The sequence below is a fragment of the Burkholderia sp. Bmkn7 genome, assembly GCF_041103175.1.
GTDB lineage: Bacteria > Pseudomonadota > Gammaproteobacteria > Burkholderiales > Burkholderiaceae > Burkholderia > Burkholderia cepacia.
Map to the genome: position 1 here is coordinate 606,127 of NZ_JBGCUH010000003.1, position 14,875 is coordinate 621,001.

Here is a 14,875-nt window from a genome sequence, read left to right on the forward strand (position 1 = left end):
GCGGAAATGAAAGTAGCTATTTTTGCGCTCGTGTCCCTTGCAACGCTCGCCGGGTGTGATGACAAGGTGGCTTCGGTCGACGCGAAACAGGCTGCCTCCGCCGCGCAATTGCGTGACGGCAGCAATATCGTCAGCGCTCCGCCAAAGAACTGGACGTGGGGCGATGCACCTTCTCAACAATCGAAGAAGAATCAATGAGGGCGATGCCATGAGAACCATGTATTTCAAAAGCGGCAAGCTGATTGTGCTCGGTTCAATGATCTTCCTTCACGTTGCAACTGCCCTTGCCGCACCGATGAATGCGAACGTCGTTGATTCGGTAATGGGAAAGTACCAAACCGCGGCCGGCGCGTGGGGCAACGTCATGGTGAGTTACGGATCGTGGCTCTTCTGGGGGCTGGCGCTCGTCAGCATGGTGTGGACGTACGGAATGATGGCGATGCGCCGCGCTGACATTCAAGAGTTCTTTGCCGAGTCAATTCGGTTTTTCGGTACGCTCGGCTTCTTCTGGTGGATTCTGTACAACGGCCCGGCGATCGGAGATGCCATCGTCAAATCGATGTGGATGATCGGGGCAAAGGCCATCGGCCAAGCAACCGACTTTACACCTGGCGGCATCGTACAAATCGGCTACGACATTTTTGCCAAGGCGCTCGACCAGTCTTCTGTCTGGTCACCCACCGATAGTGTCGTTGGGATTCTCATGGCGTTGGTCGTGATGCTTGTTCTGGCGATCGTCGGCGCGAATTTGCTCCTAGTCTTCGTATCGGCTTGGATCATGATCTACGGTGGCGTGTTCTTCCTCGGCTTCGGGGGATCGCGCTGGACCTCGGATATTGCTATCAGCTTTTACAAGCACGTCTTGGCGATAGGTGCGGAGCTGATGGTAATGCTCCTGCTCATCGGCATCGGCAAGACGTTCATCAACGAGTACTACTCCAGCATGGCCGCTGGCATTGATCTCAAGGAAATGGCGGTCATGCTCATCGCTGCCTTCGTGCTGATGTATCTCACAAACAAGATACCGCCGAGGGTCGCGGGCATCGTTGGCGTTGGAGGCGTCGGCTCGATCGGCGGTGTTGGCTTGGGCTCGCTAATGGCTGCGGCTTCGATGACGGCTGGCGCAGCAGTGTCGGCAGGTTCGGCAGTAGTGGCCGGCGCCACGAGCGCCGCCGGCGGCGCATCTGCGATCAAGGCGGCATTCCAGGGCGCGCAGCAACATATGGCCGAGGGAATGGGCATGTTTGGCAGTAGTGGCGGTGGCGGCTCTCGCAGTTTCGCCGGCGGTAGTGGTGGCGTCAGCACCTCGTCGGGCGGCAGCACTGGCTTCCAGTCGTTTATGAGTAACGCGGGCCGTTTCGCGGCCGACATGGGCGCTAATCTCGCGACGGGCGTCGGGCAGGTCGCGACCGACAAGGCCGCGTCGATGATGGCGTCAGGCAAAGAACGCGTGGCGCAAACCATGGGCGGCAAGGTCGCGTCGGAAATCCGAGGCGATTCTGATTTCCGGGAGTTGGCCGGTGCGAGCACGACGCGCTTCGCTGGCGACAGTGTCGGTGGAACTGACCAAGTCACGCCGACGAACGATGAGGTGGCAGCATTCGTTAACCGGCAACCTTCGCCGGATGCATGAGAGCGCACCGGCCGGCGGCAACCGGCCGGCACTTCCACGTAACAACACCTGCTAGAGAGGTGAAGCATGGCAACTACACATGATACCGAAGCACGGCACGTCGTTCGCAATGCAGCGACAGAGCTCGCTGCCTTAGATTTCTTAGATCAGCTGGCCCTTAAAGATTTATCGGAAGTGATCGAAGCGGTCGCAGATTTGCTTACAGCCATGCTCTACCAGGCTGAAACAGGTCGGGTGACACGCTCAGACTATGGCGGGGCGTTGGACGCTGTTCGGCAAGTGCTGCAGCGGTACTGACGAGGGCAATCTGGACTACCGTGGCCGATCAATCGGTCACCGGAAGGTTCTCCAATCCCCATGAGTCGCCGTTGTCGAACGGCGGCCACACCTCACGACCGACTGGTCGGCCAAAGCTCACCTCGTCATGTAGATTTTCCGATGTAATGCCGGCGACTAGCTCCAGCAGTTCGTCGATTTCTTTCATGATTTACACCACTGATTTTGGGAGCGTGTCTGCGTCACGGTATCACGTCTGGACGCTATCCCTTTGCGCAGGATAGGTGTCCGCGCAGTGAGCGCGGGCGAATTGCTCGAGTCTTGCTCTGTCGATTCGGTCATGGCTGAATGCACACAAAGGACTGCTGTCTTTCTTTACCGCGCCATAAGGATTTCACCGCGTCATACGGGGAGTGGCTTGAGAGTGACACGCGCACATCGACTGTCAGCGAACGAGAGCAATAGTGCCTCGCTGCTGGCAAACCCTAATGGTATCGCTTTGCGTACGTAGCTTCGCCAGAAATCGGCGGTCACTCGACGGGGTAGAAATGTTGCGGCTCTCGACGCTGTTTCATCTGTCGTGCAAAATTGAGATACGCGATGTCGCGCAAAAGCGAGAGTCGTCTAGGCGGAAGATCATGCTGCTGGATGAAGCATTCCACGCTAGGTCTTCTGAAGGCCCAGCTCAAAATTGAGAATTATGGAAAATTATATAGCTAGTGCGGTCATTACGGGTCTATGGGGTAGGGAGAATGAGCGGCTTAATTTTAAGTTCAACGAGAAGTTTAATTTTATAATTGGGCGAAATGGCACGGGAAAGACAACTGTAATAAATCTTCTTGCTGCAGCGCTAACCGCTGATTTTGAGCGGCTCGATAAAATTCAGTTCTCGGAGGTTTTGATTGTTTTGCGACCCAAGTCGGGCCGCCATCGACCATCAATTCAGGTTCTGAAGACGCTAAAGCCAAATCTTCCATATTTCGACATCACGTACAAGATTAAGGATTCGGCAAACTCGGAAGCAAAGACGTTTGATTTGGATGCGTTTGAGGAAGAGCGAGTCTATCGTGGCTTGCCTTCCCGCGCAATGAGGGAGCGCTACTACCGAGAGAGATTTATTTTTGTTCAACGCCACCTTGAAAGTTTTGTTAGGGTAAATTGGTTGTCGGTGCATCGGCAGATCAATGAGGTGGCAGATCTTCGCCCGGAAGAGCGGCGGACGATGCCGCCAATTGATCAAAAGTTGGCTGCGATGAATAATCAGCTAGTTCGGTATTTTTCTCGAATCGCAACTAGTTATGCCGAAGAGACGTTGAATTTCCAGAGGGCCAGCTTCCTTTCGCTTATTAGCTTGAGTAATGATACGGATTTGCGAAGTTTTGTCGGGAGTATGAATATTGATGAGGAGAAGAAATCCTTGGCGTCAATTCTCGACTTGCTAGGAATAAGTTCGCGTCAATATTCTCGACTTCTCGATCAAGTTGCTAATAAATTCGAGGGCGCTCGCGAGCCATTTATTAAATCTGAGAGTATTACTATTCAGCAGTTGCTGGCGATCTTTAATTCATATAAAGCCCACAGTTTGGTGCAGGCGTATGAGGATCTTCAGAAGAGGAAAAGTAAAATATTTGCAACAATTGATATATTTCTCTCGGTTTTGAATGGCCTTCTCGCTCCAAGAAAAACGGCTTCGCTGTCTGAGCAAAATGAACTTGTTATAAAGAACAAAGATGGCGCGCCGATTCAAATCGAAGACCTTTCGTCTGGCGAGAAGCAGCTTTTGATCATATTGGGTCAGGCGCTTTTGCAGGAATCGGCGCCAGTGATATATATTGCCGATGAGCCTGAGCTGTCTTTGCACGTCGATTGGCAGGAAAAAATCACGTCTTCTATCTCGGAAATTAACCCGAACGCGCAGATTATATTTGCAACGCACTCGCCAGATATCGTTGGCCCAAATTCGGATTCCATCATTGATATGGAGCGGGTATAAGCATGAGTGCGGCATTTACTAGAACTGCATCGGGGTTGGCAAACTACAATCGCTTTCATGGTGTGGACTGTATGGTATATACGGAAGGGGTGAATGTAGGGGGCGACTCTGAGGTTGAGGTGGATGGTAATATTATTCCCCGCCCGGATGTGGAGTATTATTCTGCGATACTGAAGGCTGCGGCTCCAACAAAGCGCTTTAAGGTGAAGTGTGTTGGAAATAAGGCGGCTGCACTGACATATGCGAAAAACATCGAGCTGGCGAATGCGAAAAATTCGTTTGTAATAGTCGATAAAGATCTCGAGGGCGTTGTCTGTTCGACGCTGATGAATGGTTATGTAATTACCACAAAGGGTTACAGCTGGGAAAATGAACTCTGGGGAAGCGGAACGACTGTCGCCGTGCTCTCTGTTCTGACCAATGAAAATAAGACGGCTTGCAACTGGGTTCGTGATTCTGTTGCCGCTATGGGGCGCCGGCTGCGATATATTGGGGCGCTTGATGCCGCGGCTCAAACTTCTGGATTTGCGATTTTGAAAAAAACCAGTGCCCTTTGTGGGGTGCAATTCACATTTGGTCAAACTGCTAATCCGCTGTCGGCGGCTCAGTGCAAGAAATTCGGTGAAGTATATCGATTATCTGCTGCAAATGCTTGTCCGGTTTCGAGTGCGGTGTTCGCCAATGCAAGAAAATTACCGGTGTCTGAAATCGTCCAAGGGCACTTTTGGAGTAATGCTACCATGAGGCTCATGGCGCATATCTATAAGGCGGTTGTTAAGGATGTTGCGCCAAGTAATACGTTATTGTTAAATATTGGGCTATCGGCTTTGCGGCAGAATCCTCTGGGAACTGTGGGGCAGGCAGTTATAAACTACTATCAACAGAACTTGCTGCGACTCGGTATTCAATAAAATATCGAGTGCCAGCTGATGTTGGTTGAGGAGGCCAGCCGCCGAAGGTCTGTGCGGAATGGGTCCCTCAAATGTCAATTCTGACGGCGGGAGCGCTCTTCTTGGCCATGCGTTCCCCGCAATCCTAGGTCAGGAGGGAGGCCTTGGTTGACACATGAGGGACATTGCCGGGCTGAACCGCTGGCTGTAGAAGGTACATTGAGAGTACAGCGACTAGGTTTCGCTAATTTTCTTGAATTTCGCTAAGTTGCTGAATATAAAGTACTTTTAGTTTTCCTCTGTTACGGCTACTTTCCCTTAATTTTCAGTAACTTATTGATTTGCCTGGAAATTTGTAATCATCAGGTGGCGGGTTCGAGTCCTGCAGCCGGCACCATATCTGACAAGGGGTTACGCGATGTTTGCGTAGCCCCTTCGCGTTTCCAATTCCCCCTCGGCATTTCCAATCTGCATTGGCGAACAGGCTTGTTCAGCTACGTGATGTGTAGCCGTCGTTCTTATTCCAGCGCCACTTCAGGGTGAAAGTTGCGTAGGTAGCGCAGCTTGCCGCCGTTTAGTGCAGTGCAAGCAGGCAGTCGGGCGACGCCATGCCGTCGTCGTATTGTCGAGAAACCTCAAAGTGATGAGCCTGTAGATACGTCAGCAAGTCGCTCTTCGCCCAGTGCGGGATCGGGAGTAAATAGACGCGGCCATCGCCGTCAGTGGCCCCGATGTGAGTGGCGTCCGCTTGGCCTCGTATCACCAAGCGAAGTTGCCGGTCGCGGTTGCCTTGGCCATTGGTTTCCAGAAGTTCGCCAGGCAGCAGTCGTAGCGATTCAGGAGCCCGAACCGATCATCGGGTGGTTCAACCATTCGACCGAACCAAGTCGCGCGAATCGGGACGCAATCCGCCGGCCACGTATTGGTGGACGTTGCGCGCCACTGCGCGTTGCCGCCAACTTCAACGACCTCGCGCACCATCCGGAGAACGTCTTCGAATAGCTCTCGGGCTTTCGGATAGGCGTCGCCGCGGCTCGACCACATGACCGTCAATCGATCCCAGTATCGACGCAGCAGATACTGGCAAGCGAGCGAATCTTTGCCGCTGGAAATTGCAGGCAAAGCCGGTGCTCGTTCGCTCCATTTCGTCGCGCGCGGCGTTGGCCAGAAACTCCATTCGACTAACCGTGCTCACGGAGCCGGATACAAGGCGCTTCCGTCGCATTGTCTCGATGTCTGTTCCCAGTACTGCGAATGCTCTATATATCGAAACATGGAGAGTGCTGTGGCGGGACCGATGACCGGTGTGGTCACCGCGAGGGCGAGCGGAAAGATCGAACTTCAACAAATCATTCCGCCGCAGATCACATAGCCGATCGGTACATCCATGAAATCAGGGGCCAGATAGTGTCTTTTGTTTTGTCGGACTTTCTCCTACAGTAGCGGGGCCTCGGGCCTGCTGGCCCGCCGGGCAGAACCTGAGAAGGAATGAACAAAAAATGAGTTTCGCTCCGAATGGCGGTCCTCCGACCGGGCTCGGCGGCAGCCCGCTGGGCGCCTTGACGTCGATTGGCAGTGCATTGGGCGGCCTCGGCGGCTCGCTCGCTTCCAGTGTCGCCGGACAGCTTGGCCCGCTCGCGGGGCTGGCCGGGCACGTCGACACCGTCCAGCGCGCGATGCAGCTCGCGCAGACCGGCTTCTCGCTGATGGACAAGACGCCCGGCGCGATCGCCGAGGCGATCAACGGCGCCGCCAACCCCGCGCGCCTGACCCAGCTCAACCGCTACGTGACGCTCGATACGCCGCTCGGCCCGGATGTGTTGCTGGTCAGCGCCGCCGTCGTTGACGAGCACGTGAACCGGTTGCCCGAGATCCACCTCGACCTGCTGTCCCATCGCCACGACCTTCGCCCGGAGGACCTGATCGGCCAGCAGGTCAAGATCCGGTTCGACCAGCAGGCGCGCCTGTCGACGCTCGAGCGTGTCGTCGCATCGGGTACCGGCGACAACGACCGTTATTTCGACGGCTACGTGGCGTCGTTCGACCGCGCGGGCAACCCCGGGAACGTCACGCAGTATCACCTGACGGCGGTGCCGTGGTTCTGGTTCCTGACGCGCTCGACCGACTGCCGGATCTTCCAGAACAAGACCGCGCAGGACATCCTCACCGAGATCTTCCAGGAGCACGGTTTTTCCGACTTCGTGTTCGATATCCGGACGAGCCAGAAGCCGCTCGAGTATGTCGTGATGTACCAGGAGAGCTACTACAACTTCTGCGCGCGGTTGATGGAGCAGGAGGGGCTCGTCTGGACGCACCGCTACGAGAAGGACAAGCACACTCTGGTGATCGGCGATTCGAACCTGCTGTTCCGCCCGATCGACGGGCTCGCCACGGTGCCGTTCGCGGCCACCGAGGCGAGTGAGGACAGCGGGATCGACCAGTTGCACGAAGGCCGGCGCTTCGGCGTCGGCAAGGTCACGTTCCGCGACTTCAATCACCAGAACCCGTCGTCGCCGCTGATGCTGGTGGAGGCCGGGCCGCAGAACCTCAAGCATGCGCGGCTCGACGCGACCGAGCGGTTCGAGCACCAGTCGCTGTACGACCACGGCGACGACGGCAACCGCTACGCCCGCTTTGCGATGGAGGCCGAGGAGGCGCAGGCCCACCGCTATACCGGCGGCGGCTACGCGTGGCGCATGACCACGGCGGGCGCGGTCACCGTGGCGAATCACCCGGTGCTCGAGAACAACCAGGAATACGTGATCCTGCACGTGCGTCACGAGGCGGTGAACGACTACACGCAGCACAGCGCGAAGCTGCCGTACCGCAACAGCTTTGCGCTGCTGCCGAAGAAGGTGCCGTATCGCGCGCCGCGCAGCACGCCGAAGCCGGTGATTCACGGCACGCAGTCGGCGATCGTCGTCGGGCCGAAGGGCGAGGAAATCTACACCAACGGCAGCGCGGTGAAAGTGCATTTTCCGTGGGACCGGCGCGGCAAGAAGGACGGATCCGATTCGATGTGGGTACGCGTGTCGCAACCGTGGGCGGGTGACGGCTGGGGTGCGGCGGCGATTCCGCGGATCAAGCAGGAAGTGCTCGTCGCGTTCAACCAGGGCGATCCGGACAACCCGGTGATCGTCGGCCGCGTGTTCAACGGCGAGCAAGGCAATCCGTATCACGGCGCGGCCGGCCAGACGATGGGGATCAAGAGCCAGACGCACAAGGGGCAGGGGTCGAACGAGTTGCTGATGAGCGACGTCAACGGTGCGCAGATGCTCTACATGCATGCGCAGAAGGATATGCATACCGTTGTCGAGGACGCGCAGTGGACTCAAGTTCTGAAAGGCGATCGGACCGTCGAGGTCGGGAAGGGCAACCATACGACGGCCATTGCGGTTGGCAACCTGTCAGACGTTGTGGTGCAGGGCAATACACTGCATCAGACTCCGCAGGGCGTGCATACGCTCGAAGCCAAAGAACTCTGGATCAAGATTGGCGGCGATGGCGGCACGCGAATCCACATGACAGCTGACTCGATCGACATCTACAAGGGCGATTCGGTGATTCACCTCGACGACAGCAACATCAATATCCAGGCATCCCGAACCGACATCAACCCGAAGAACGGCTAACACCCATCAGGAAAACAAAACATGTACCAGATGCATGAAGGCACGCTGGCGCTGCCGGCCGAGTGGCAGGACAAGACGATGAACGTGTTCGTGTCAGCCGCCAGCGGTACGGAAGGCGTCAGTTTCGTCATCACGCGCGAGCGGCTGCCGTGGGGCATGAAGTTCAATGAATATGTGGCGAGCGAGATTCGGAAGGTGGCAAAGCAGGTGCCGGACTATTCCGAGGTAGCAAACGAAGATGCCACGGTGTCTGGGCGCGCTGCGCACGTGCACGAGTTTACGTGGACGAACAATCAGGCAACGATTCATCAGCGGCTGACGATGGTGGAGTACGGACAGGTGGTGATGATGCTGACCTTCACAGCGCCCGGCACGCTGAGTGACACCCAGCGCAAGCAAATCGAGGCTGTCATTCAGAGCCTTCAGTTGCGCGACCCGATCTGAGGTCGCGATGTCGGACACGCCGAATTACAACGAGCCGAGCGGCACCGCGCAGGAGCGTCTCGATCAGATCGCCAAGCTGGAGGATGGTGAAGCCGCGAAAGCGGCCGAGCAGCCGTTCTATGAGCACCTCAACTACGGGATGCTGGGCGCCGACGCGGGCCTGACTGCGCTCGAGGGGACGGCTGCGGGGCTAAGTGCTGCAGGCACGGCGCTCGCGGGCGGCGCAACCGGCGGGGCCGCGTTGGGCGCCGGCGCGATTGCGGCAGGCACCGTGATGTTGCCGCTGGCGATTGCGGTCGGTGGGGCATGGGCGGCGGACAGGTTCGGCCTGACCGGTTGGCTTGCAGGGAAATTCACACAAGCGGGTGACGCCTTCGGTTTAACGATCGGCCGCGGCGATCCGCATCCCGCCTGCGTCGGCGATCGGATTGCGCATTCGTCGGGGTTTATGGGAATCCTCACCGGCATTGCCGTCGGGGTGGCGATCGGTGTTGCGGTGGCGGCCACTGTGGCGACAGGTGGACTCGTCGGCGGGCTGATCGTCGGGGCGTGCCTGGCGGGCGGCCTGACGCTCGGCGGTGCGCTTGCGTCGGCCAGCCAGAGCATCGGCAACAACTGTGGGGAGATCAAGACTGGATCGGACAATGTGTACTTCGAGGGCAAAAAGGTCGCGCGTGTCACAGATCTCGTGAAGTGTGATCACCATTCGAGCGCACCGCAGGCGCTCGTCGACGGCAGCAAAACCGTATTCGTCAATGGCCTGCCGCTGGTGCGGATCGGCCACGAGACTTACTGTAGCGGCAAAGTCAATTCGGGGCGCAACAGCATCTGGATCGACAAGACGACGGGCCACTATGGCCCGAAGAATCCGGAGTTGTCCGCGACTCAGGAATTCCTGGCAGGTTTGCTCGGGGGGATCGTAGGCGGTGGAGTAGGAAAATTTGCCGGCAAGGGGTTGCGCGATAGATTCAGACCGGAGCCGACACGATCCGCCGAACAGACGGGGATCAAGGACGAGAATCGTCCAATGTGCCAGGATCCGGTCGACCCGGTATCCGGTGAAATGTTAGAAATCCGAACGGATATCGCCATTCCCGGCATCCTGCCGCTTGAGCTAAAACGCCGCTATCGGACTCGATCGGACGATCACGGACTACTCGGGCACCGCTGGTCGGACAATTGGTCGCAGCACCTGACATTCGACGGTGACCGCTTCGTGAGATTTCACGACGGCGCCGGCCTTGCTCTCGGCTTTGATGCGCCGGACATGGCACTTGACGGTATCAACTTGCGCGAGCCGCGTTATCGGCTGGTCGGCAGCCGACTCGAACCGCGCATCTTCGACCGCGACACCCGGCAACTGCGCATTTTTTCACCACTCGTCGAAGGCCGTTCGTCGCGCCTCAGCCGGATCGAGGATCTCGACGGCAACGCGATCGTCTTTGCGTACGACACGGGCGGTCGGTTGAACCGCCTGAGCCATAGCCACGGCTATTGGCTGGAAGTCGCCTACCATGGGAGCGACCATCGGCCTGAACGGATCGTTCTACATGACGCCGACGGCGAGTTTCGGACACTCGTCGACTACGGCTATCAGGACGGCATGCTCACCCACGTGGCGAGCTTCCAGTTTGGCGAGTTCCACTACGCCTATGAAGAGCATGGCTGGATCACGCAGTGGCGGGATACGGACCAGACCTATGTCAGATATCAGTACGACACCGCCGGACGTGTCGTCGAGACCGGCACGCGGCAGGGCTATCACACTGGCCGGTTCATTTACGAAGCCGGCCGCACGCGTGTGATGGACGCCGACGGCGAGCGGATCTACGACTACAACGACGAAGGTCTCGTCACGGCCGAAACCGATCCGCTCGGCCAGTGCACTCACTCGGAATGGGAACTCGGCCGCCTGATGGCTCGGATCGATCCGCTTGGGCGGCGGACCGAGTACGACTATGACGATCTGGGCCAACTGATCGCTACGAGGGAAAGCTCCGGGCGCACGATCGGCTTCGAATACGACGGCGAGCAGCGCCTCACGGCGGTGAGTCAGCCCGACGGCGGCCGCATCAAGCTCGAGTACGATCATCTGCGCCGGTTGATTACACGCACTGAGCCGGACGGCGTCAATACAAACTATCGTTATGGTCCACGAGGCGAATTGCTGCGCGTGGTTCAGGGCAATCGCGAGACGCGTCTGGACTATGACGATCGGTTGCGATTGACCGACATCGTGTTGCCCGGCGGAGCGCACTTCCGGCGCGAGGTCGACGTATTAGGGCGGGTGTTGGCGGAAACGTCGCCCGACGGGCATATGACCCGTTTCGACTATGCTGACGGCCCGGACAACCCGCGTGGTCTACCGCGCGCGATCATGCTCCCGGATGGCTCGTTGTCGCGCGTGAAATACAACGGCGAGAGCTTGCCCGTCGAGTTGACCGATCCGCTCGGCCGCACGATCCAACGAACCTACGGTCCATTCGACTTACTTACGAAATCGATCGATGCCGCCGGCCACGCGACACATTTCGAGTACGACCATGCAACCCGGCTGACAAAGGTCATCAATGCGCTGGGCGAGACCTACACGTACCGTTACGATGCAGCCGGGCGTCTCTCGGCCGAGATCGACTGGGGCGGTCGAGCGACACGATACGAGCGCGATGCCGGCGGTCGTCTGCTGGCGAAGACGTTGCCCGACGGGGAACAGTGGCGCTATTCGTACGATGTGAACGACCGGCTCGCCGAGGTTGATGCTGGCGACGTCAAGCTTGTCTATCGCTACGATACGGGTGGAAGACTGGCATCTGCGGAGGTGCAAGGCGAGCATGCTCACGTGACGCACTTTGCTTATGACCGGAATGGTCGGCTGATCGGTGAAGATCAGCATGGCGAACTGTTGCGTCATGTCTACGATGCCGATGGACAACGCTGCTTGCGGATGACGCCGCGGCGCGAGACGGCGTATGCGTACGATCTCTCGGGCGCGCTGACACAGGTCGGCGAACTGACGATCCAGCGCGATGGCCTGGGACGCGAGATCGGCCGGCAGGCTGGAGATTATGTCGCACAGCAACAGTACGATGCGCTCGGCCGCATTCGCCGGCAGATTGCGGGGCCTGCCGTAGCGTTCGAAACGTTGCAAACCGACCCGGCACGTGCGCTCGATCAACTGACACGGCAGGTTTATCACTACGACACGGCTGGACGGCTTGAGCGGGTCGACACCGATACCGATACGCTTACGTACGGGCGCGATACGCGCGGCCAGATTGTCACGGCCGGAAGTCTGCTGCAGCCCGCCGAGCATTTCCGCTATGACGCGGCGATGAATATCGCCGCGCACGGGCAGCAGGCTCCCGTGGATACTCATCACTACGCCCGGGGTGGCCTGCCGGAGCGGATCGGCTATGCGCGGTACCGGTACGACGCACGTGGCCGCACGATCGAGAAGACGATCGAACAGCCCGGTTTTCGGCCGAAGACGTGGCAATACACATGGGATGGTCTTAACCGTCTCGTAAAGGTAGTGACGCCCGAACGTGGTGTTTGGGGGTATCGCTACGATGCGTTTAATCGCCGCGTCGCGAAGCAGCAGGTCGGCGGCAGCGAAACGGTGAGGTTCTTGTGGGATGGGCAGACGCTTGCCGAGCGCTGGGTTGAGCAGCGGGACGGCACGACAGGGCAGGTGGTGACGTGGCATATCGAGCCGGGTAGTTTCTCGCCGCTTGCGCAGGAGGCTGACGACGGCCTCCATCCGATCCTGACGGACCAGGTCGGCTTGCCGAAGGCAGTGTTCGATAAACACGGCAAGCCGGTATGGAGAGCCGCGTACTCCCTTTGGGGGAAACTGCTGCCGGCGAGGCGCGCTGCGAATGACGGGCACAGCGTGGCGATCGACACGACACTGCGCTTTCCCGGCCAGTGGGCCGACGATGAGACCGGGCTGAACTACAATCTGAACCGTTATTACGATCCGGATTCGGGGCAATATCTCTCGGTCGATCCCATCAGACTCGAGGGCGGCATTCGAACACAGGGTTATGTCCATGACCCATCGGAATATTTCGATCCACTTGGCCTTGCTGTTTGTCCGCTCCGATACGAGCGCTACAAAATGTATCGCGATGCAGGCTTTTCGGCCCAAGACGCCGCGAAAATGTCGAAAGGCATGCAGGAGGGTTACTTTGCTTCGCTTATGGGTGCACGAGGTCCGAAGTATTATGACAATCCCAACGCGACGCTCGGTGCCCCCGGGTACCAGATGTGGCTTGCTCCCGCGGAAGACTATGCTGGCGTGACCAACAGGGCAGCAGCGGTAACGGCGACGGGTAAGGCTCCCAGCGTTGTTCAGTCTTATCGGACGGGTGAACCGATATACGGAATCGCTGTTCCAAAAGATGCGGTCTCTGTACGTCTCCCCGCAGCAACGGATGGGGGCGCTAACGAACATTGGCGACCAGGCGGATTTACCGGTGTTCAGAATTCGAAGACGGGGGAATGGACGAGCAGTAACGTTAGAGAGGTTATTACCGATGGTGGTAAGCCAATGCCGGAAGGCTCGGTATTTTTTGAGATGAATCCAGATGGAAGCTGGACCCCGATCAGGAGATTTTGATGTCGTGTGAAAAGTGTCGAAGCTTTAGCGGAACGAGTTCCAACTATGAGTATCTGGGTATAAATATTTCCAGGCATGCGGAGTTGTACCGGTGCAAGAATTGTGGCCAACTTCTAGAGATTGTTGCGGAAGCGAGAGCGCCATATTTTCTTACGCTTGAGCAGGCCAAAGAGCACTTTCCGGATGCCCGAAAAGATCTCGAAAATCTTGCACCATGAATGTGACCGCACGAGTATGCTCGAAGGGTACTAGGCTGGCGATGATGGCTGGAGGAGGTTCTCCGATCTCTTCTCGAAATACGAGGATTTGCCGGAGGTCCAAGAGCTGGCCAGAGACCTTCGTGAGCGACTCGATCTTGCTTACCCAATTTACCGGGTTGCCGGTCCGGAATCTGCCAAAAAGTGAATAAACTCCAATGTCCCCGCATTCGACGGTATTCGCCCCATTGATTGGGCTGGCGATTCAAAGTTGACTAAGCCTCTGCGCGAATACCTAATGCGCGTGCCCTCTTGATGATCGATGCGAGTAATTCGCGAAGTGTGATCGTGCTCCTGACTCATCCATGCCGCCGTAGCGGCTATGCCAGCTATAGAACGTCGCATCCGATATGCCGTGCTTGGGGCACAGATCCGCGATCTTCATGCCTGCCCCTCACATCTGCCTGAACAACCCCGCATACGCACGACTGACGGGCAGCATTTCCCGCTGCCCATGCACGCGAATCCGCAATCTCCCGAGCAAGTCGCGCTCGATACGATCGATCGCTGCATACGCAACGATCACGCCGCGATGCACCTGCGCGAACCGCTCCGGATCGAGCCGCTGCATCAGCTCTTTCAGCGGCGTGCGAATCACGAGCCGTTCGCCGGCCGTGACGACTTCCGTGTATTTCTCCGATGCCTGGAAATACAGCACATCGTCGACCGAAACGAGTCGCGTCGCATCCTTCACGCCTACCGTCAGCCAGCGGATCGGCACCGCTTCTCTTGCTTGTGCCGCCTGCGCAAGCGCATCGGCCTGCGCAAGCGCCGGCCCGCCGCGCTGAAGCTTCGCGATACACCGCAGCAGCCGCTCGTCCGTCACCGGCTTCAACAGGTAGTCGACGGCCGCGCGATCGAATGCATCAACCGCATATTCGTCGTAGGCCGTGACGAACACGACATGCACGTCCGGCACCAGCGCGGCCAGCTTCAACCCGTCGATGCCGGGCATCCTGATGTCGAGAAACGCGATGTCCGGGCGTGGCGACGCGTTCAGCGCGGCCAGCGTTTCGATGCCGTTGCGCGGCATCGAAACGATTTCCAGTTCGGGCCAGAGTTGCCCCAACCGCTGCGCGAGCGAGGCGGACAGGTTCGGTTCGTCGTCGGCGATGAGGGCGGTCGGCAT

The 14,875-nt window shown here is 58.0% G+C and carries 11 protein-coding genes and 1 pseudogene; 8 read left to right on the forward strand and 4 right to left on the reverse strand.

The window, feature by feature from the left end; all coding sequences use genetic code 11:
* Window positions 1–6: 6 nt before the first annotated feature.
* The 3 genes from AB3K92_RS24285 to AB3K92_RS24295 all read left to right on the forward strand — a co-directional run bounded on the left by AB3K92_RS24285 (window position 7) and on the right by AB3K92_RS24295 (window position 1,930).
* Complete coding sequence (locus tag AB3K92_RS24285; protein WP_369465983.1) at window positions 7–198, forward strand: hypothetical protein; 192 nt, start codon at window positions 7–9, stop codon at window positions 196–198.
* 10 nt (window positions 199–208) lie between these two features.
* Complete coding sequence (gene trbL, locus AB3K92_RS24290) at window positions 209–1,633, forward strand: P-type conjugative transfer protein TrbL (RefSeq protein WP_369465985.1); 1,425 nt, start codon at window positions 209–211, stop codon at window positions 1,631–1,633.
* Window positions 1,634–1,699: 66 nt separating this feature from the next.
* Window positions 1,700–1,930: a type I toxin-antitoxin system ptaRNA1 family toxin gene (locus AB3K92_RS24295; RefSeq protein ID WP_369465986.1), complete on the forward strand. Its 231-nt coding sequence runs from the start codon at window positions 1,700–1,702 to the stop codon at window positions 1,928–1,930.
* A 28-nt stretch (window positions 1,931–1,958) separates the two neighbouring features.
* Here the strand turns inward: AB3K92_RS24295 and AB3K92_RS24300 are convergent, their stop codons facing one another.
* Window positions 1,959–2,117: a hypothetical protein gene (locus AB3K92_RS24300; RefSeq protein ID WP_369465987.1), complete on the reverse strand. Its 159-nt coding sequence runs from the start codon at window positions 2,115–2,117 to the stop codon at window positions 1,959–1,961.
* Window positions 2,118–2,609: 492 nt separating this feature from the next.
* On the opposite strand from AB3K92_RS24300, the gene AB3K92_RS24305 reads away from it, so the two are divergent.
* Window positions 2,610–3,902, forward strand: coding sequence for an AAA family ATPase (locus AB3K92_RS24305; RefSeq protein ID WP_369465988.1), 1,293 nt, complete (start codon window positions 2,610–2,612; stop codon window positions 3,900–3,902).
* 2 nt (window positions 3,903–3,904) lie between these two features.
* Entirely contained in the window at window positions 3,905–4,813 is a 909-nt protein-coding gene (locus AB3K92_RS24310) for a hypothetical protein (protein ID WP_369465989.1), read from the forward strand.
* Window positions 4,814–5,551: 738 nt separating this feature from the next.
* Here the strand turns inward: AB3K92_RS24310 and AB3K92_RS24315 are convergent.
* Window positions 5,552–5,914, reverse strand: a complete 363-nt coding sequence (locus tag AB3K92_RS24315) for a hypothetical protein (RefSeq protein ID WP_021161841.1) — start codon at window positions 5,912–5,914, stop codon at window positions 5,552–5,554.
* Window positions 5,915–6,291: 377 nt separating this feature from the next.
* Between AB3K92_RS24315 and AB3K92_RS24320 the strand changes: the two genes are divergently transcribed.
* From AB3K92_RS24320 to AB3K92_RS24330, 3 genes are read left to right on the forward strand one after another with little or no spacing between them, the layout of a single operon-like run.
* Window positions 6,292–8,424: a type VI secretion system Vgr family protein gene (locus tag AB3K92_RS24320; protein WP_369465990.1), complete on the forward strand. Its 2,133-nt coding sequence runs from the start codon at window positions 6,292–6,294 to the stop codon at window positions 8,422–8,424.
* Window positions 8,425–8,445: 21 nt separating this feature from the next.
* Window positions 8,446–8,868 (forward strand): DcrB-related protein, encoded by a 423-nt coding sequence (locus tag AB3K92_RS24325; RefSeq protein ID WP_021161838.1) that lies wholly within the window; start codon window positions 8,446–8,448, stop codon window positions 8,866–8,868.
* Between the two features lie 7 nt (window positions 8,869–8,875).
* Window positions 8,876–13,489: a DUF6531 domain-containing protein gene (locus AB3K92_RS24330; protein ID WP_021161837.1), complete on the forward strand. Its 4,614-nt coding sequence runs from the start codon at window positions 8,876–8,878 to the stop codon at window positions 13,487–13,489.
* A gap of 552 nt (window positions 13,490–14,041) precedes the next feature.
* Here AB3K92_RS24330 and AB3K92_RS24335 read toward each other — a convergent pair.
* Window positions 14,042–14,137: pseudogene (locus tag AB3K92_RS24335) on the reverse strand (transposase); the annotation flags it as partial.
* 3 nt (window positions 14,138–14,140) lie between these two features.
* Window positions 14,141–14,875, reverse strand: coding sequence for a LytTR family DNA-binding domain-containing protein (locus tag AB3K92_RS24340; RefSeq protein WP_021161836.1), 735 nt, complete (start codon window positions 14,873–14,875; stop codon window positions 14,141–14,143).